Below are 16,691 nucleotides of genomic sequence, written 5' to 3' on the forward strand. Positions count from 1 at the left end.
CATGACCGAACGGCGCCCGCATGGAGCTTATCCCAGTCGAGGCGGTGGCGGAGGATTGATGCGGAAGGACTGGCTTGCTTTGCTCGGCTATTCCGTCCTGATCGCGGCACTGCCGGCGGCCCTGCTGGGGGCGGTCTCGGAAGTCAACGAATACCGGGCAATGGGCATCGACGCGCTCGATTGCGACGGACCGCTCGGCGTGCTGCTCTTCGCTATCCCCACCATTCTGATCTACGGGACCGGCGCGATCGTCAATGCGCGCCGGTTTCGGCGCCGGCGCTCGGCCGTGGCAACCTGTCTCTGCGGTTTGATCTGTGTGCCGCTGGCGATCAACATCTGTGTGGCGTTCCGCGAGAGCGCCCGCCCCGACGTTCGGGAGGGGTGCGGTTCCGCCGCTACTCAGACGGGTGCGTCTTCGGCTTCGCGTTTGCGCCTGTAGCCTGTCGCCAGCACATAAAGCTCCGAGGAATCGGCCCGGCTGGCTGCCGGCTTGACGTTGCGGACGGTGGTGAAGTCGCGCTTGAGGCCGGCGAGCAGCTCTGCGCTGTCGCCGCCCTGGAACAGCTTGGCGAGGAAGAACCCGCCTGGCGCCAGCACGTCATGGGCGAATTCGAGGGCGGCCTCGGCCAGAGCGATGATCTTGAGGTGGTCGGTCTTCTTGTGACCAGTGGTGTTGGCTGCCATGTCGGACATCACGCCATCGGCGCGGCCGCCAAGCCGCTCGGTCAGCAGGGCCGGGGCCTCTTCGGCCATGAAATCCATCTGAATCAGATCGACATCCGGAATCGGATCGACGGGCAGCAGGTCGATGCCGACGATGTGGCCCTTGCCGCGCTCCAGCCCGATGCGCTTGGCCGCGACCTGACACCAGCCACCCGGCGCGCAGCCGAGATCGACCAGTCGCTGGCCGGTCTTCAGGAACTTGTAGCGATCGTCCATTTCCTCGAGCTTGAAGGCGGCCCGCGAGCGATAGCCAAGTTCCTTCGCCCGCTTCACATAGGGGTCGTTGAGCTGGCGCTCGAGCCAGAGCTGCGAGGAATGCTTGAGCTTTCCGGCCTTCTTCACCTTGACGCGTAAGTCGCGCGCGCCCGCCGCCGTTTTGCCGCCGGCTCCTCCCGATCTTCCGCCGCTCATCGCTCCAAACCTATCTGCGCCGCCACCAGGCGCGATCCTCGTGCATCATGCGCAGCAGAATGCCTTCGCGCAGGCCACGATCGGCGATCCGCACCCGGTCGCTCGGGAAGGCCCGGCGGATCGCCTCGAAGATCGCGCAGCCGGCCAGCACGAGGTCAGCGCGTTCACGGCCGATGCAGGCATTCGCCGCCCGGGCGGCATAGTCCATCTCGATCAGGCGGTCGATGACGGTGAGGATATCGTCCTGCTGCATCCACAAGCCATCGACCTCGCGCCGATCGTAGCGGGGCAGGCCGAGATGGATGCCGGCAACGGTCGTGACCGTGCCCGAGGTGCCGAGCAGGTGGAAGCTGCGCGCCTGGCGCGCGCCTGCGGCCTTCTTCACGAAAGGCTCGAGAACCTGTGCGCAGTCCTCGACCATGCGCTCGAACAGTTCGCGGCTGACCTCGACGCCACCATAGCGCTCGGCCACCGTGACGACGCCGATCGGCAGCGAGGCCCATTCGCGGATGCGGGCAGCGGGATCGCGCGCCTCGCTGCGGCTGCCGAGCCAGACGATTTCAGTGGAACCGCCACCGATGTCGAAGACGATGACGCCCTCGGCCGCGGGGTCGGCCAGCGCCGCGCAGCCCGAGACGGCGAGCGTGGCCTCGGTCCGCTGGTCGATGATCTCCAGCGAAAGCTCGGCCTCGGCCGCGACGCGGCGCACGAAGTCGAGGCCATTGGTAGCGGCACGACAGGCCTCGGTGGTCACGAGCCGGGCGCGGGTGACACCGCGATTCGCCATCTTGCCGCGGCAGATCTTCAGCGCCTCGACGGCGCGGTCCATCGCGGCGTCGCCGAGCCGGCTGCTCGCTGCCAGCCCCTCGCCGAGACGCACGATTCGCGAAAAGGCATCGACGACCCGGAAGCCGTGCTGGGCCGGGCGCGCGATCAGCAGCCGGCAGTTGTTCGTGCCGAGATCGAGCGCGGCATAGGTCGTCTGCGATCGGTAGACGTGGTGTCCATTATGGGATCTGGGAGCCGAGACAACAGCGGCGCCGCCGGCCCTGGGCGGATCGGCGCTATGTCTTTGCGATGACGTCGCATAAGTGACGCCGCCGCGCTGTCGGTCCTCGACCGCCACCGTTCAAATCCCCCGACCTGCCGTACCGACACAGAGCGATCCGGCAAGGGGCCGCGCCAAGCGCAGCCATCTGCTTCGTCAGCAAGCTAACAACAGCGCAAGCCGCATGCCAAGCGGAACCTTGCCGTCGCGGCAGGTTGCACGGGCCGGGCGCGGAAATCCGGCACACGCCCTTGCGCGGACGCAGTCGCTTCGGCCAGTCTCCGCGCGCGCCGCCGCAGAGCGCGACAGGATAGGGCAGGAAGCAGATCATGGCCGCCGGACATCTTCTCGCGATCGACCAGGGCACGACTTCCTCGCGCGCGATCGTGTTCGATTCGTCTCTGGCTCCGGTCGCCAGCGCGCAGAAGGAATTCCCGCAGCATTTTCCTGCTTCCGGTTGGGTCGAGCATGAGCCTGAGGATATCTGGGAGACCGTCCTGTCCACCGCACGCGAGGCTCTCGCCAAGGCCGGGCTCAGTGCGCAAGACATCGCCGGCATCGGCATCACCAACCAACGCGAGACGACGCTGATCTGGGACCGCCAGACGGGCAGGGCCATTCATCGCGCCATCGTCTGGCAGGACCGGCGTACGGCGGATGCCTGCGCGAAGCTCGTCGCCGCCGGCCATGAGGAACTGGTTACGAGCCGCACTGGCCTGCGCATCGACCCCTATTTCTCCGGCACGAAGATCGCATGGCTGCTCGACAATGTTCCCGGTGCGCGGCGGCGGGCCGAGGCGGGCGAGCTCGCCTTCGGCACCGTCGACTGCTTCTTGCTCTGGCGGCTGACCGGCGGCGCCGTGCATGCAACCGACGCGACCAACGCGGCACGCAGCATGCTGTTCGATATCGGCCGCGGCGTCTGGGACAAGGACCTGCTCGCGCTGCTCGACATTCCCGAGGCGATCCTGCCCGAGGTGCGCGATTGCGCGACGCATTTCGGCGACACCGCACCGGAGCTTTTCGGCGGGCCGATCCCGGTGCGCGGCATCGCCGGCGATCAGCAGGCGGCGACGATCGGCCAGGCCTGCTTCGACCCCGGTATGGTCAAGTCGACCTACGGAACCGGCTGCTTCGCCCTGCTCAATACCGGCGACAAGCCGGTGCGCTCGAAGAACCGGCTACTCAGCACGATCGCCTACCAGCTTGGCGGTAAGCGCGCCTATGCGCTGGAGGGCTCGATCTTCATTGCCGGGGCGGCGGTGCAGTGGCTGCGCGACGGGCTCGGCATCATCGAGAAGGCGAGCGATACCGGCCCGCTCGCGGAGGCGGCCGATCCGGCGCAGGACGTCTATCTGGTGCCCGCTTTCGTCGGGCTGGGCGCTCCGCATTGGGACGCCCATGCGCGCGGCGCGCTGTTCGGATTGACGCGCGGCACCGGCCCGCGTGAATTCGCCCGCGCCACGCTGGAAAGCGTCTGTTACCAGACCCTCGACCTGATCGAGGCCATGCATGCCGACTGGCCCCAGGCCGGGCAGGGTGGTCGTGCGGTGCTGCGGGTCGACGGGGGCATGGTCGCCTCGGACTGGACGATGCAGCGCCTCGCCGACATCCTCGACCTTCCTGTCGATCGGCCGACGGTCCTGGAGACCACAGCTCTGGGCGCCGCCTATCTCGCCGGGCTCGACGCCGGCCTCCTGCCGGAGCCGGACCGCTTCGCCGATCTCTGGCGGCTGGAGCGGCGCTTCCTGCCAGCGATGGCCGCGAGCCAGCGCACACACAAGGTCGATGGCTGGCGCGATGCCGTGCGGCGGACGCTGAGCTCGAACTGAGCCAAAGACGCGGCACTGAATCCAGCCGTTCTCGAAGGAGCCTATCAGGAATGTTGAAGGGCCATGGCCTGCTCTCGCTCTGGAACGGGGTCGAACCCGGCCGGCTTGGCGAATACAATCTTTGGCATACCCGCGAGCATGTTCCTGAGCGGCTGGTCATTCCCGGCATGCTGCGTGCGCGCCGTTATCACCGCGGCGAAGGACCGTTACTGGAATTCCTGACGCTCTATGAGCTGGAATCCAACGCCGTGCTGGCAAGCGCGCCCTATCGCGCGCTGCTGGAAACTCCGACCTCCTGGTCGCGCTCCATGCGGCCGTCCTTCCGGGGCTTCTTCCGCGTCGGCCACCTTGCCGTGCTCAGTCGAGGCGGCGGCGTCGGCAGCGCTCTAATGGCGACAACCTTCGCGGACGCGTCTGCGCCCGAGCGCGCCTGGGAAGAGATCGTCGAGCGCGTCCTGCGCGAAACGGCGGCAACCGCGATCCATGTCCTGAAAAAGGATCCCGCTGTCGCCCCGGTGCCATTCTCCGTGCCGCCGGGAGGAGGGGCGTCCTATGCCGATGGCGGAGCGATCATGGTCGAGTGCTATGACCGGACCCGCCTCGCGAGCGTCGCCGCGGCGCTCGATCCCATGCTCGGTGGGCAAGGGCTGGCGCAGGGTCGCGCGGGCTGGACGACCTATGACCTGGCCTATCTGCTCGACCGGGACGAGCTTCCCGACGTTGTAACATTGTCCCGCCCCGAGGCCTGAGCGCCTATCGCGCCGGCCGCCCCCTTGGGGTGGTTGGCGATCGCATGGAGAAGCATGCGCTGCAGATGCTGCGCCGGGCGCGGCAGCGGCTCGCCGTCTCGCGCGATGATCCCCACGGTGCGCCGGATCGAGGGCGCGCTGATCGGTAGGATGAGCAGTTCGGGGCTCGGGGGGATCGCCAGCCGCGGCAGTACCGTGACCGCGATGCCGTTCGCGACGAAGCAGACCGCCATGTTGACGCGTTGGACCTCGTAGGCCCAGTCCAGCTTTTCGCCGAAAGTGCCCAGACTCTCGCTCAGCATGAAGCCGTGGCTCGTCGTCGTGGCGACGCGCGCCAGCGGGTAGCCGACGAGATCGGACCAGGTCAGCGCTTCGCGGTCAGCCAGCGGATGGTCGGCCGGAACGGCGGCGACGAAATCCTCCTCGAACAGCGCGCGGGATTTCTGTGTCCAGAGCTGTGCGCCGAGGATGGTCAGTGCGAACTGCGCCTCGCCGGAAGCGACGCGCTCGCGCAGCGCGGCGGCCGGCTCGTCGAAGACCGTGACCGAGACCTGCGGATAGCGCTGGCGGAACTCGCGGAGTACATCCGGCAGGAAATGCTCGCCGAGCGAGCCGAGGCAGCCGACCGAGACCTTCTCCCGCGCCTGCCGCCCCTCGCGCCTCAGGTTCTCGTAGAGGTGGCTGAGGCGCATCAGCGCATCGCGCGCCTCCGGGAAGAACTCCTGCCCGGCGCGTGTCAGCGACAAGCTGCGCGTGGTGCGCTGGAAGAGCGTGACGCCGACATCTTCCTCGAGCTTGCGGATCCGATGGCTCAGCGCCGTCTGCGACAGGCGCATCGCTTCGGCGGCCCGCCGAAAGCTGCCGAATTCGGCGATCTGGATGAAGGCCTCGAGCCCTGCGACGTCCACCGCATCGCCTCCTATTGAGCAATATAACTCATGAATAGGGCTCTCAAATTCATTTGAACAGCATCTGTCAGCGCGCCTATCCTGACTTTAAGAAGCTGCTGCCGACCTCTGCCGCTCCCTGAGAGGGCGCAAAGGATCGGCCATGAGGCCTAGGGAAACGCATCATGGGATCGATGGAAGGCGAGGGAGGACGACTGTTCTTCCGCTCCGAGACCTTCGATACGGAGAAGTTCGAGCGGCGCAGCCCATCGAACCGGACGATCATCGAGCCGGCCCGCGAGATTCCGGTCCACACCGAGTGCGACGTGCTGGTCGTCGGTGGTGGCCCCGCCGGTACCGCCGCCGCGATTGCTGCTGCCCGACGCGGCGCCGACGTCGTGCTGCTGGAGCGCTACAATCATCTCGGCGGGCTCTCGACTGGCGGCCTTGTCATCTGGATCGACCGGATGAGCGACTGGCAGGGTCGGTACGTGATCCGCGGTGTCGCCGAAGAGCTGCTGGCGCGCCTGACCCGCGACAGGATCACCGGGCCCGAGCCGCAGGAATGGGGATCGCACGATCCCGAACGCGTCGCTTATTGGGGTTTGCGCAATGCGGCCTTCAACAACACCGTCACCCATGCGCCGACGCTCGACCCGGAATGGCTGAAGGCGGAATCGCTCGCCATGGTGCTGGAGGCCGGCGTCCACCCGATCTTCCACGCCTGGGGCGCCAGCCCGTTGATGGAGGGGCGGCGCGTCACCGGTTGCACCTTCGAGAGCAAGGAGGGGCGGCGCGCCATCCTTGCCCGCGTCACCATCGACGCAACCGGCGATGGCGATCTCTATGCGGGCGCCGGGTCAGGCTTCGACACCGAGGTCGATATCCGCGACATCCACGGCTGCATGAACACCTCCTGGCTGTTCGGCGGCGTCGACATGAAGGCCTTCCTGCGCTTCCGGGGGGAGACGCCGGAGCAGTATTCGCAGTTCATGGCGAGGGGGCGCGAGGCGATGCGCTTTTTCGACAGGCCCTCCGTCTCGTGGCGGGACGACATCGCCGTCTTCATGGGGCCGCGGCTCGCCGGCTATTCGGCACTCAAGGTCGAAGATCTGTCAGAGGTCGAGATCCGCAGCCACCAGCTCATGCTGGAACATCTCGCCTTCTATCGGGCCCATGCTCCGGGCTTCTCCAACGCCTTCATCATGCTCTCGGCGCCGCAACTCGGTGTCCGGCATGGCCGGCGCCTCAAAGGGGTCGGAAAGCTCACCCGTGAGAACTGGGATGGCAGCACGGCGCCTGACGAGATCGGCGTTTCGCCCTCGCTCGCGCCGAAATTCGCGAACATTTCGGTTCCCTATGGCGCGATCGTGCCGCGCGAGATCGACGGCCTGCTGGCGCCGGGCCGGCATCTCTCCTGCGACGCCACCAGCCATTCCTTCATGCGCGAAATCCCGCAATGCTGGCTGACCGGCCATGCGGCAGGCGTCGCCGCCGCCATAGCCGCCGACCGGAACATGAGGCCGGCCGAGGTGCCGATCGCCGAACTGCGGGCGGGATTGGCAGCCCAGGGAGCCTATCTCAACGCGGTTCCCGAGCTGGTTGAAAGCTGAAAGCCACAAGCGCGATCTCTTCGTCACGGTTGACGAGGACGGATAAGCGGGCCGAAGAAGCCTGCTGTGTGAAACAAGCGGGAAGGCGGCATAGAGCCGTCCCCGAAGGGAGGAACGGAATGTTCGAAGGCTTTGCTCGCTGGCGCAGCACCTGCGTCGCCATGGTTCTTGGTTTCGCCGGTGGCGTAACGCCGGCTCTCGCGCAAGCGCCCCAGCCCAAGCCACTCGACCCGCCGCAATCGGTGCGTGTCGCCTATGTGCCGATCATGAAATTCGCGACCGCTTACGTGGCGGAGTCGCGCGGGCTCTTCAAGAAATACGGCCTCGACGTCAAGCTCGACAGCGTCAAGTCCGGCACCGAAGCGATCGCCTTTCTCGACAAGGGCTCGGTCGATGTCGGTGGCATCTCCATCGTCGCGTCGCTCTGGTCGGCCTGGAACCGCGGCCTCGATATCCGCGTGATCGCGCCCGGCGCGCTCGATCCGATGAAGGACGGGCCGACCAAGTTGATCGTCCGCAAGGATCTGATGGAGTCAGGCGCCGTGAAGTCGGTCGCCGACCTCAAGGGCAAGCGCATCGCGGCCGCGGGCGGCCCGGGCAGCGGCGGCGAATATTTCGTCAGCAAGGCCCTAGAGAGCGCCAAGCTCACATTGCGTGATGCGCAGCTTCTGAACGTCGGCAATGCCGATATGCCGGCGGCGATGGAAGCGAAATCGGTCGATGCGGTGCTGACCTCCTCGCCTTACTCGGACCAGATCCTCAAGGCCGGCACCGGCAAGCTCCTGATGCAGGACATCACCCCCGGTCTGATGACGGTCGCCTTCGTCGCCTCGGGCAAGTTCATCAAGGACCGTCCGGAGGTGGCCGAGCGCTTCGTGCTGGCGATGACGGAAGCCGCCCGCCTGATGCAGGGCGCCGATTTCCTCGCCCAGCCCAATATGGACGGTTATCTGAAGTACACCGCCTCGACGCCGGAGGCGATCAAGAACGGCGGCTCGGTGATCTTCGACCCCAACATGGCGATCCCGACTTCCGGCCTCGCCGATATCGAGCGCGTGCACCGCGAGAACGGCCGCACCGAATACGACAAGCCGCTCGACATGGCGAAGGTCGTCGATGAGCGCTTCGTCGCCAAGGCCATCGAGATCCTCGGCAAGGCTGCCCCGGCCAAGTGAGGCGAGCGGGAACCGGCCCCAAACGCGGTTCCCGGACATCATCGATGCAGGAACTATCAGCCTGGAGGGTCGGCCGATGACCGCCACCATGCCGGCCGTTGGCGCGCCGAAGATCGGCGCGCGCAACGTCAGCAAGCACTACCCGACTGCGGACGGCACCATGGTCGCGCTCGAGGATTTCTCCCTCGACGTCGCTGACGGGGAGTTCGTCTGCATCGTCGGCCCCTCTGGCTGCGGCAAGTCGACCTTCCTGCGCATGGTCGCGGGGTTGGAATCGATTTCGCTCGGTTCGATCGATATCCGGCCCGGCCACGAGAGGGCTAGGCCGCTCAACAGTGTGGTCTTTCAGGAATATGCGATTTTTCCCTGGAAGTCGCTGATCGAGAACGTCGCCTTCGGCCTGCAGATGCGCGGCATCGGCCGCAAGGAACGGATCGAGAAGGCACGTTACTGGCTTGACCGCGTGGGCCTGGGCAAATTTGCCGACTATTATCCGCACCAGATCTCGGGCGGCATGAAGCAGCGCGTCAGCATCATCCGCGCGCTCGCCAACGATCCCGAGGTACTGCTGATGGACGAGCCCCTCGGCGCGCTCGATGCCCAGACGCGCGTCGTCATCCAGGAGGAGCTGCTGCGGATCTGGGAGGAGACTCGCAAGACGGTGCTCTACATCACCCACAGCCTCGACGAGGCCGTGCTGCTCGGCGACCGCGTCATCCTGATGAGCGCCCAGCCCGGACGGCATCTGGCAACGTTCAAGATCGATCTGCCGCGTCCACGCTCCGTCGCGATGACGAACTCGCCGCGATTCGCGGAATATAGGGCGCAGATCTGGGAGAAGCTCAGCGCCGAAGTGACGCGCGCCATGGAGGCCCAGCCATGACGGTCGCATCGACCGACCAGGTCGCGGCTGCTGCCGGCCCTGCGCCTGCGCAGCCCATTCGCAAGGATGCCGGCGACAAGCGTGCCATTCTCCTGCTCGCTGTCGCCATTGTAGCGCTCAATGTCGTGCTGGCGGCGACCGGGCTCTGGGGCGACTTCGCCTGGCCGGCGATCGGGGCGAGCTTCGTCCTGCTGGTGCTGATGTGCGAACGCATCGGCCGGCTCGTGCCGTTAAAGGGCAGGGGGGTCTACGAGCGCACGCTGGCGCTGGGCTTCCCGCTCCTCGTCCTCGTGCTCTGGGAGCTCGCGGCCGATAACGGTTTCATCAACCCGACCTGGTTCCCGCCGCCAAGCCGCATCGGCGCGGCACTGTGGGACCTCAGTACGCGCTATGACCGCTTCTCGGGCACGACGCTGCTCGGGCGCCCCTGGCTGATGCCGGAAGCCTTCTCGAAGGAAGGCTGGACAGGGGTCTGGAATCTCGTCGCGGAGAGCCATGTCTTCGCGACCGTGGCGCGCGTTCTTGTCGGCTTCGTGCTCGGTGCCATCCCCGGCGTGCTGGTCGGCGTCGTCATGGGCCTGAACCAGACGGTCAGGCTGATGCTCGATACGACGCTCTCGGCGATCTATGTGCTGCCGAAGATCGCGATCTTCCCGATCGTGATGCTGATGTTCGCCGATCCCTTCGGCGAAGCGCCGAAGATCCTCGTTGTCGGGCTCTCCGTCTTCATCCTGATGGCGATCAATACGATGGCCGCGGTGCGTGGCATCGACAAGGTCTACCTGATGGCCGGCAAGAACTACGGCGCCAAGGGCTGGTCGATGCTGCGCCACGTCATCCTTCCTGGCGCGCTGCCGATGATCTTCTCCGGGCTTCGCATCGCGCTCGGCACGGCGATGATCGTAATCATCTCGGTCGAGTTCGTGCGTGCCAAGCAGGGCGTCGGCTACATGACCTTCTACTACTGGGAGGTTCTCAACCCCGAGAAGATGTATGCCGGCCTCGTCGTCGTGATGATCCTCGGCGTGCTGCTGACCTACGCGCTGCAATGGCTGCAGCGCCGGCTCATGCCCTGGCAGAAGTGAGGATCGGACAATGAAGGTTGCGCTCGTCACCGGCGGCGCCGGCGCCGTCGGGGCTGCCGCTGCGCGAATGCTGGCAGAAGACGGATTCCGCGTCGTGCTGGCCGATCGCGATGCTGAGCGGACGCAAGCCATCTGCGATGAGATCGTCCGCGCCGGCGGCACAGCCGTCGTCGAACCGGTCGACCTGCTGGAGGAGGGCGCTTGCCAGCGATTGATCGCGCGCGTGACCGAACGCTTCGGCCGGCTCGACTGCCTCGTCAACAATGCCGGCATGACCGGCGCGCCGCGGATCGGCACGGTCGATGTCGCGGTCTGGAACGCGGTGCTCGCGCTCAACCTGACGGTGCCGATGCTGCTGGCTCAGGCTGCCCAGCCTTTGATGAAGCAGAGCGGTGGCGGCAGCATCGTCAATGTCGCCTCGCGCGTCTATCTCGCCGGTACGGGCGTCGCCTATACCTCCAGCAAATCGGGGCTGATCGGGCTTACCCGCGTGCTCGCGGTGCAGCTCGGCCCGGACGATATCCGCGTCAACGCGGTCGCCCCGAGCTTCCTCAACACTCCCTTCAACGAAAAGATCGTGACGGAGAATGCCGGGCTCGCAGCCTCCTTCCGCAAGATGTCGCCGCTCGGCCGGCTCGGAACCGCCGAGGATGTCGCCGGCGCAATCGCCTTTCTGGCCTCGCCGCGGGCGAGCTTCATCACCGGCGATGTCATTCATGTCTGCGGCGGCACGCAACTGGCTCCGCAGCCCGATGCCGCCGGGGGCGGGCCATAACCAGCCGGAGCCCGTCTGACGCTCGATCGCCAGTTGGAATAACCCCGAGGTTATGCTGACCTGCAATAATGCCATTTAACATGAGCACCCAAATCGCTCATGATGAGGCCGTATTCGAGGTAAGATGTCTTCCATGGCTTTCACGCGTATCGACGGCAGGCTGGTGCATTGGCGCGAAAGCGGTTCGCGGGAGGCGCCGCCCGTCATTCTGGTCAACTCGCTGGGCACGGATTTCCGTATCTGGGATGAGGTCGCTGCGGCGCTCTCCCGCGATTGGCGGGTCATCGCCTATGACAAGCGTGGCCACGGGCTTTCAGAGGTTCCGACCGGCCCCTATGCGATCGCGGATTTCACCGATGATCTCATCGGGCTTGCCGACCATCTCGATCTGAAGCGATTTGCACTTGTCGGGCTCTCGATCGGCGGGCTGATCGGGCAAGATCTGGCAGTGCGCCGGCCGGAACGCCTGACCGCTCTGGTGCTGGCCGATACGGCACCGAAGGTCGGCACGGCCGAAAGCTGGAGCGGGCGCATCGAGGCTGTCCGCAAGGGCGGGCTCGCCGCCATCGCCGATCCCGTGATGGAGCGCTGGTTCACCCCCGCCTTTCACACCGAGCGCCCGGACGATCTCGCGGGCTGGCGCAATGCTCTGCTCCGCCAACCGGCGGACGGCTACATCGCGACCTGCGAAGCCCTGCGCGATGCCGACCTCACGGCCGCTATCGGCAGCATCAAGGCGCCGACGCTTGTGGTCGCCGGCGATGGCGACCAGTCGACCCCACCCGATCTGGTGCGCGCGGCGGCAGAGTGCATTCCGAATGCGCGCTTCGCGCTTATCGAGGGCTGCGGACACATTCCGCCGGTCGAGCAGCCAGCCCGCTTGCTCGCGCTGGTGACGGAACATCTGGAGAGGCACGGACGTGGCTGAGGCTCAGGACCGATATACCCAAGGCATGGCGACCCGCCGTTCCGTGCTCGGCGAGCGCTATGTCGATACTGCCGTCGCCAACACCGACCCCTTCACGGAAGATTTCCAGCAGCTCATCACCGAAAGCGCCTGGGGAACTGTTTGGTCGCGCGACACGATCAGTAAGCGCGAGCGCTCGATGCTGACCATCGCGTTGCTTGCTGCGCTGGGACACCATGACGAAGTCGCCATGCATGTCCGGGCGACGCGTAATACCGGCGCCAGCATGGACGATATCAAGGAGGCGCTGCTGCATGTGGCGATCTATGCCGGCGTGCCGGCGGCCAATCATGCCTTCAAGATCGCCAAGGCGGCCTATGCCGAGATGCAGAACGAGAAGGCGGGCTGAACCCGCCTGCCGCGCCGCCCGTCCGGTGGCGCGAATTGAGCAAGATCAAGACCAGCGGGCCGATCTCGTCGCAATCTGGCGCTCAGCCTGACGAAAGAGGCTCCGACGGAGGGAGGCGCCGCAATGCGCAATGAAAATTCGAGCCATCAGGGCGGCTCGTTCTATCAGCGTGACCGAAGCTGGCATCCACCGGCCTTCACGCCTGAATACAAGACCTCGGTGCTGCGCTCGCCGAAGAACGCGCTCTTGTCGCTCGGCAACACGCTTTCGGAGATGACCGGGCCGGTCTTCGGCCACAACATGCTCGGGCCGCTCGATAACGACCTGATCCTCAACTACGTCCAGACCGGCGAGCCGATCGGCCCGCGCATCATCGTGCACGGCCAGGTTCTGGACGAGGACGCGCGACCGGTGCGCGGCGCGCTGGTCGAGTTCTGGCAGGCCAATGCCGGCGGGCGCTATCGCCACAAGAAGGAAAGCTACCTTGCCGCCATCGACCCGAATTTCGGTGGCTGCGGGCGCACCATCACCGACGACGAGGGCCGCTACTGGTTCCGCACCATCAAGCCCGGCCCCTATCCCTGGCCGAACGGCGTCAATGACTGGCGCCCGGCCCATATCCATTTCTCGGTCTTCGGCCACGCCTTCGCGCAGCGGCTGATCACCCAGATGTACTTCGAGGGCGATCCGATGATCTGGCAGTGCCCGATCGTGATGGGCATCCCGAGCCGAGAGGCCGTCGAGACGCTCGTGGCGGCGCTGGACCGCGAGAACACGCTGCCGATGGACACCATGGCCTACAAGTTCGATATCGTGCTGCGTGGCCGGCGCTCGACCCTGTTCGAGAACCGGATGGAGGGCAACTGATGGTCCAGTCTCTGCGCCGCCTCAAGGAAAGCCCGTCGCAGACGGCGGGCCCCTACATCCATATCGGCGCCACGCCGAACTTCTCGGGCATCGAAGGCATCTATCCGCATGACCTCGGCTCGCTGCCGCTGCCGGCGGAGGTGAAGGGCGAGCGCATCGTCGTCACCGGCCGGATCTTCGACGGCTCGGGCACGCCGATCAAGGACGCACTCGTCGAGATCTGGCAGGCAGACGCGCAGGGGCTCTATCCCGGCCAGGGCGAGCACCGCGGCGAGGCCGATCCGCATTTCCCAGGCTGGTTCCGCCAGCCGGTCGACGGCACCACCGGCGTCTATCGCTTCGAGACTGTGAAACCCGGCGTCGTGCCCTATTTCGACGGCCGGCCGATGGCCCCGCACATCACCTTCTGGATCGTCGCGCGCGGCATCAATATCGGCCTGCATACGCGGCTCTATTTCGGCGACGAGGACAAGGCCAACGCGGCCGACCCGATCCTTGGCCGCATCGAGCATCGCGTCCGTGTCCCGACGCTGATCGCGACGCGCGGCGACGAGGACGGTAAGCCGGTCTACACCTTCGACATCCGCCTGCAGGGCGAGAACGAAACCGTCTTCTTCGACATCTGAAGGTGGCCGTCGGCCGCTTTCCAATCCGAACAGCAGCAAGCAGAGTATCGACGCCATGAGCGAAGCCTTCATCTGTGCTTACGTGCGCACGCCGATCGGCCGTTTCGGTGGATCCCTGTCTGCGGTGCGGGCCGACGATCTCGGCGCGGTGCCGCTGAAGGCCTTGCTCGAACGCCATGCAGGCGTCGATTTCGGCGCGGTGGACGATGTGATCTTCGGCTGCGCCAACCAGGCGGGCGAAGACAACCGCAACGTCGCGCGCATGTCGCTGCTGCTCGCGGGGCTGCCGAAAGAGGTGCCGGGCACCACCATCAACCGGCTTTGCGGCTCGGGAATGGATGCCGTCATCACCGCGGCGCGGGCGATCAAGGCTGGCGAGGCGGAGCTGATGATCGCCGGGGGCGTCGAGAGCATGTCGCGTGCGCCCTTCGTGCTGCCCAAAGCCGACAGCGCCTTCTCTCGCCATGCCGAGATTCACGACACGACTATTGGCTGGCGCTTCATCAATCCGTTGATGAAGAAGCAGTATGGCGTTGATTCCATGCCGGAAACTGGCGAGAACGTCGCCGCCGACTGCCATATCAGCCGCGCCGACCAGGACGCCTTCGCGCTGCGCTCGCAGCAGAAGGCGGTGGCCGCCCAGCAGAACGGCCGGCTCGCCAAGGAGATCGTGCCGGTCTCGATCCCGCAACGAAAGGGCGATCCGATCGTCGTCGGGATCGACGAGCATCCGCGTGGCGATACGACGCTGGAGAAGCTCGCCAAATTGCCGACGCCGTTCAAGAAGGAGGGTGGCACCGTCACCGCCGGCAACGCCTCGGGAGTGAATGACGGCGCAGCCGCGCTGATCATCGCCTCCGAAAAGGCCGCGGCCAAGTACGGGCTCACTCCGCTGGCGCGCATCGTCGGAGGTGCCGCGGGCGGCGTAGCGCCCCGCGTCATGGGGCTCGGCCCAATCCCGGCTACGCGCAAGCTCTGCGAGCGCCTAGGGCTGAAGCCCGCGGATTTCGACATCGTCGAGCTCAACGAGGCTTTCGCCTCGCAGGGCATCGCGGTGTTGCGCGATCTCGGCATTGCCGAGGATGGGGCGCATGTGAACCCGAATGGCGGCGCAATCGCGCTTGGCCACCCGCTCGGCATGTCCGGTGCCCGCATCGCTGGCACGGCTGCGCTCGAATTGTCGCTGACCGGCAAGAAGCGCGCGCTCGCCACCATGTGCATCGGCGTAGGGCAGGGCATCGCGATCGCGCTGGAACGGGTCTGACAGGACAGGGCGATCTGCTCTAGGATCGGCCGACCACAAGACGAGGGATGGATGACGAACAAGATCTATGACAGCCCGAAGGCGGCGCTCGATGGCCTGCTGTTCGACGGCATGACGATCATGTCCGGGGGCTTCGGCCTGTCGGGCAACCCCGAGAGCCTGATCCCCGAGATTCGCGATTCCGGCGTGAAGAACCTCACGGTGATCTCGAACAATGCCGGCGCCGACGGCTTCGGTCTCTGGATGCTGCTGCAGACACGCCAGATCAAGAAGATGATCGCGTCCTATGTCGGCGAGAACAAGCTGTTCGAGCAGCAATATCTCGCCGGCGAGCTGGAGCTCGAGCTCAACCCGCAGGGTACGCTGGCCGAGCGCATCAGGGCCGGCGGCGCCGGTATCCCGGCCTTCTACACCAAGACCGGCGTCGGCACGGTCGTGGCCGAAGGCAAGCCGGTCGAGGAATTCGAGGGCGGGCTTTATGTCCGCGAGACCTGGCTGCGGGCCGATCTCGCCATCGTCAAGGCTTGGAAGGCCGACACCGCCGGTAATCTGATCTATCGTCGTACCGCGCGGAACTTCAACCCGAACATGGCAACCGCCGGCAAGGTTACGGTCGCCGAGGTCGAGGAGATCGTGCCTGTCGGAACGCTCGATCCGGAGGCGATCCATACGCCCGGCATCTATGTCGACCGCGTCATCAAGAGCACGATCAACGAGAAGCGCATCGAGAAGCTCACCGAGCGCAAGAGGGAGGCAGCCTGATGGCCTGGACCCGCGAGGAGATGGCCGCGCGCGCGGCCAAGGAACTGAAGGACGGCTTCTACGTCAATCTCGGCATCGGCATCCCGACGCTGGTGGCGAATTACATTCCCGAAGGCGTGAACGTCACGCTGCAATCCGAGAATGGCTTGCTCGGAATCGGTCCGTTTCCCTATGAGGGCGAGGCCGATCCCGATCTGATCAACGCCGGCAAACAGACCATCACGATCCTGCCGAGCTCGAGCTTTTTCTCCTCGGCCGATTCCTTCGCGATGATCCGCGGCGGCCATATCGATCTGACCATTCTCGGGGCCATGGAAGTGGCGGCCAATGGCGACATCGCCAACTGGACCATTCCCGGCAAGATGGTGAAGGGGATGGGCGGTGCGATGGACCTCGTCGCCGGCGTCAAGAAGGTCATCGTCGTGATGGAACACGCCAACAAGCATGGCGAATCCAAGGTGCTCGAGCGCTGCACCCTGCCGCTGACCGGCGCGGGCGTGGTCGACATGATCGTCACGGATCTCTGCGTGATGAGCTGCGACAAGGGCAATGGCGGCGGGCTGACGCTGATCGAGCTCGCTCCGGGCGTCACGCTCGACGAGGTCAGGGCGAAAACCGGCGCGGCTTTTGCTGTCGCGCCCGGGCTCGCCAAGGCTGCTTGAACGGCATCAGAAG

At 66.0% G+C, this 16,691-nt stretch carries 18 protein-coding genes; 15 read left to right on the plus strand and 3 right to left on the minus strand.

Annotated elements, in window-relative coordinates; all coding sequences use genetic code 11:
- Positions 1–58: 58 nt before the first annotated feature.
- Complete coding sequence (locus tag CE453_RS15590; protein ID WP_089175424.1) at positions 59–439, plus strand: hypothetical protein; 381 nt, start codon at positions 59–61, stop codon at positions 437–439.
- Here CE453_RS15590 and CE453_RS15595 read toward each other — a convergent pair.
- Positions 400–1,134: an RlmE family RNA methyltransferase gene (locus CE453_RS15595; protein ID WP_089175425.1), complete on the minus strand. Its 735-nt coding sequence runs from the start codon at positions 1,132–1,134 to the stop codon at positions 400–402. The genes CE453_RS15590 and CE453_RS15595 overlap by 40 nt on opposite strands.
- 10 nt (positions 1,135–1,144) lie before the next feature.
- On the minus strand, positions 1,145–2,260 hold the full coding sequence (locus CE453_RS15600; RefSeq protein WP_089175426.1) for a Ppx/GppA phosphatase family protein: 1,116 nt from the start codon (positions 2,258–2,260) through the stop codon (positions 1,145–1,147).
- A 251-nt stretch (positions 2,261–2,511) separates the two neighbouring features.
- Between CE453_RS15600 and glpK the strand changes: the two genes are divergently transcribed.
- Together glpK and CE453_RS15610 are read left to right on the plus strand one after the other, a co-directional pair.
- Positions 2,512–4,014, plus strand: a complete 1,503-nt coding sequence (gene glpK / locus CE453_RS15605; protein ID WP_089175427.1) for a glycerol kinase GlpK — start codon at positions 2,512–2,514, stop codon at positions 4,012–4,014.
- Between the two features lie 50 nt (positions 4,015–4,064).
- Positions 4,065–4,763, plus strand: coding sequence for a hypothetical protein (locus CE453_RS15610; protein ID WP_089175428.1), 699 nt, complete (start codon positions 4,065–4,067; stop codon positions 4,761–4,763).
- Here the strand turns inward: CE453_RS15610 and CE453_RS15615 are convergent.
- The gene (locus CE453_RS15615) at positions 4,703–5,671 is read right to left on the minus strand and encodes a LysR family transcriptional regulator (RefSeq protein ID WP_089175429.1); all 969 of its coding nucleotides are present in this window, start codon (positions 5,669–5,671) and stop codon (positions 4,703–4,705) included. The two genes, CE453_RS15610 and CE453_RS15615, sit on opposite strands and share 61 nt — an antisense overlap.
- A 164-nt stretch (positions 5,672–5,835) precedes the next feature.
- Between CE453_RS15615 and CE453_RS15620 the strand changes: the two genes are divergently transcribed.
- The 12 genes from CE453_RS15620 (at position 5,836) to CE453_RS15675 (ending at position 16,678) form a co-directional block, all read left to right on the plus strand.
- A complete protein-coding gene (locus tag CE453_RS15620; RefSeq protein WP_089175430.1) occupies positions 5,836–7,263 on the plus strand; it encodes an FAD-dependent oxidoreductase in 1,428 nt (475 codons plus the stop codon).
- 119 nt (positions 7,264–7,382) lie between these two features.
- Positions 7,383–8,438: an ABC transporter substrate-binding protein gene (locus CE453_RS15625; RefSeq protein WP_089175431.1), complete on the plus strand. Its 1,056-nt coding sequence runs from the start codon at positions 7,383–7,385 to the stop codon at positions 8,436–8,438.
- Positions 8,439–8,514: 76 nt separating this feature from the next.
- The gene (locus tag CE453_RS15630) at positions 8,515–9,321 is read left to right on the plus strand and encodes an ABC transporter ATP-binding protein (protein ID WP_248307752.1); all 807 of its coding nucleotides are present in this window, start codon (positions 8,515–8,517) and stop codon (positions 9,319–9,321) included.
- Positions 9,318–10,406: an ABC transporter permease gene (locus CE453_RS15635; RefSeq protein WP_089175432.1), complete on the plus strand. Its 1,089-nt coding sequence runs from the start codon at positions 9,318–9,320 to the stop codon at positions 10,404–10,406. The genes CE453_RS15630 and CE453_RS15635 overlap by 4 nt, the downstream gene beginning before the upstream one ends.
- Before the next feature lie 10 nt (positions 10,407–10,416).
- Positions 10,417–11,181, plus strand: coding sequence for an SDR family NAD(P)-dependent oxidoreductase (locus CE453_RS15640; protein WP_089175433.1), 765 nt, complete (start codon positions 10,417–10,419; stop codon positions 11,179–11,181).
- Positions 11,182–11,314: 133 nt separating this feature from the next.
- Positions 11,315–12,109 carry a 3-oxoadipate enol-lactonase gene (gene pcaD, locus CE453_RS15645; RefSeq protein ID WP_089175434.1) on the plus strand — a complete coding sequence of 265 codons (795 nt, stop codon included), beginning with the start codon at positions 11,315–11,317 and terminating at the stop codon, positions 12,107–12,109.
- Positions 12,102–12,497 (plus strand): 4-carboxymuconolactone decarboxylase, encoded by a 396-nt coding sequence (gene pcaC / locus CE453_RS15650; protein WP_282568756.1) that lies wholly within the window; start codon positions 12,102–12,104, stop codon positions 12,495–12,497. The genes pcaD and pcaC overlap by 8 nt, the downstream gene beginning before the upstream one ends.
- 123 nt (positions 12,498–12,620) lie before the next feature.
- Complete coding sequence (gene pcaH, locus CE453_RS15655) at positions 12,621–13,364, plus strand: protocatechuate 3,4-dioxygenase subunit beta (RefSeq protein WP_089175436.1); 744 nt, start codon at positions 12,621–12,623, stop codon at positions 13,362–13,364.
- A complete protein-coding gene (pcaG, locus tag CE453_RS15660) occupies positions 13,364–13,990 on the plus strand; it encodes a protocatechuate 3,4-dioxygenase subunit alpha (RefSeq protein WP_089175437.1) in 627 nt (208 codons plus the stop codon). Before pcaH ends, pcaG begins: the two co-directional genes overlap by 1 nt.
- Positions 13,991–14,045: 55 nt before the next feature.
- Positions 14,046–15,254, plus strand: coding sequence for a 3-oxoadipyl-CoA thiolase (pcaF, locus tag CE453_RS15665; RefSeq protein ID WP_089175438.1), 1,209 nt, complete (start codon positions 14,046–14,048; stop codon positions 15,252–15,254).
- Between the two features lie 51 nt (positions 15,255–15,305).
- Positions 15,306–16,016 carry a CoA transferase subunit A gene (locus CE453_RS15670; RefSeq protein ID WP_089175439.1) on the plus strand — a complete coding sequence of 237 codons (711 nt, stop codon included), beginning with the start codon at positions 15,306–15,308 and terminating at the stop codon, positions 16,014–16,016.
- Positions 16,016–16,678 carry a 3-oxoacid CoA-transferase subunit B gene (locus CE453_RS15675; RefSeq protein ID WP_089175440.1) on the plus strand — a complete coding sequence of 221 codons (663 nt, stop codon included), beginning with the start codon at positions 16,016–16,018 and terminating at the stop codon, positions 16,676–16,678. The genes CE453_RS15670 and CE453_RS15675 overlap by 1 nt, the downstream gene beginning before the upstream one ends.
- Positions 16,679–16,691 lie beyond the last annotated feature (13 nt).

This window comes from Bosea sp. AS-1 (genome assembly GCF_002220095.1).
Lineage (GTDB): Bacteria > Pseudomonadota > Alphaproteobacteria > Rhizobiales > Beijerinckiaceae > Allobosea.

What these genes read in the sequence shown, in the direction of transcription:
- CE453_RS15590 (WP_089175424.1), top strand. Translation starts at nt 59, where the DNA reads ATGCGGAAGGACTGGCTTGCTTTGCTCGGCTATTCCGTCCTGATCGCG.
- CE453_RS15595 (WP_089175425.1), bottom strand. Translation starts at nt 1,134, where the DNA reads ATGAGCGGCGGAAGATCGGGAGGAGCCGGCGGCAAAACGGCGGCGGGC.
- glpK (WP_089175427.1), top strand. Translation starts at nt 2,512, where the DNA reads ATGGCCGCCGGACATCTTCTCGCGATCGACCAGGGCACGACTTCCTCG.
- CE453_RS15610 (WP_089175428.1), top strand. Translation starts at nt 4,065, where the DNA reads ATGTTGAAGGGCCATGGCCTGCTCTCGCTCTGGAACGGGGTCGAACCC.
- CE453_RS15620 (WP_089175430.1), top strand. Translation starts at nt 5,836, where the DNA reads ATGGGATCGATGGAAGGCGAGGGAGGACGACTGTTCTTCCGCTCCGAG.
- CE453_RS15625 (WP_089175431.1), top strand. Translation starts at nt 7,383, where the DNA reads ATGTTCGAAGGCTTTGCTCGCTGGCGCAGCACCTGCGTCGCCATGGTT.
- CE453_RS15630 (WP_248307752.1), top strand. Translation starts at nt 8,515, where the DNA reads ATGACCGCCACCATGCCGGCCGTTGGCGCGCCGAAGATCGGCGCGCGC.
- CE453_RS15635 (WP_089175432.1), top strand. Translation starts at nt 9,318, where the DNA reads ATGACGGTCGCATCGACCGACCAGGTCGCGGCTGCTGCCGGCCCTGCG.
- CE453_RS15640 (WP_089175433.1), top strand. Translation starts at nt 10,417, where the DNA reads ATGAAGGTTGCGCTCGTCACCGGCGGCGCCGGCGCCGTCGGGGCTGCC.
- pcaD (WP_089175434.1), top strand. Translation starts at nt 11,315, where the DNA reads ATGGCTTTCACGCGTATCGACGGCAGGCTGGTGCATTGGCGCGAAAGC.
- pcaH (WP_089175436.1), top strand. Translation starts at nt 12,621, where the DNA reads ATGCGCAATGAAAATTCGAGCCATCAGGGCGGCTCGTTCTATCAGCGT.
- pcaG (WP_089175437.1), top strand. Translation starts at nt 13,364, where the DNA reads ATGGTCCAGTCTCTGCGCCGCCTCAAGGAAAGCCCGTCGCAGACGGCG.
- pcaF (WP_089175438.1), top strand. Translation starts at nt 14,046, where the DNA reads ATGAGCGAAGCCTTCATCTGTGCTTACGTGCGCACGCCGATCGGCCGT.
- CE453_RS15670 (WP_089175439.1), top strand. Translation starts at nt 15,306, where the DNA reads ATGACGAACAAGATCTATGACAGCCCGAAGGCGGCGCTCGATGGCCTG.
- CE453_RS15675 (WP_089175440.1), top strand. Translation starts at nt 16,016, where the DNA reads ATGGCCTGGACCCGCGAGGAGATGGCCGCGCGCGCGGCCAAGGAACTG.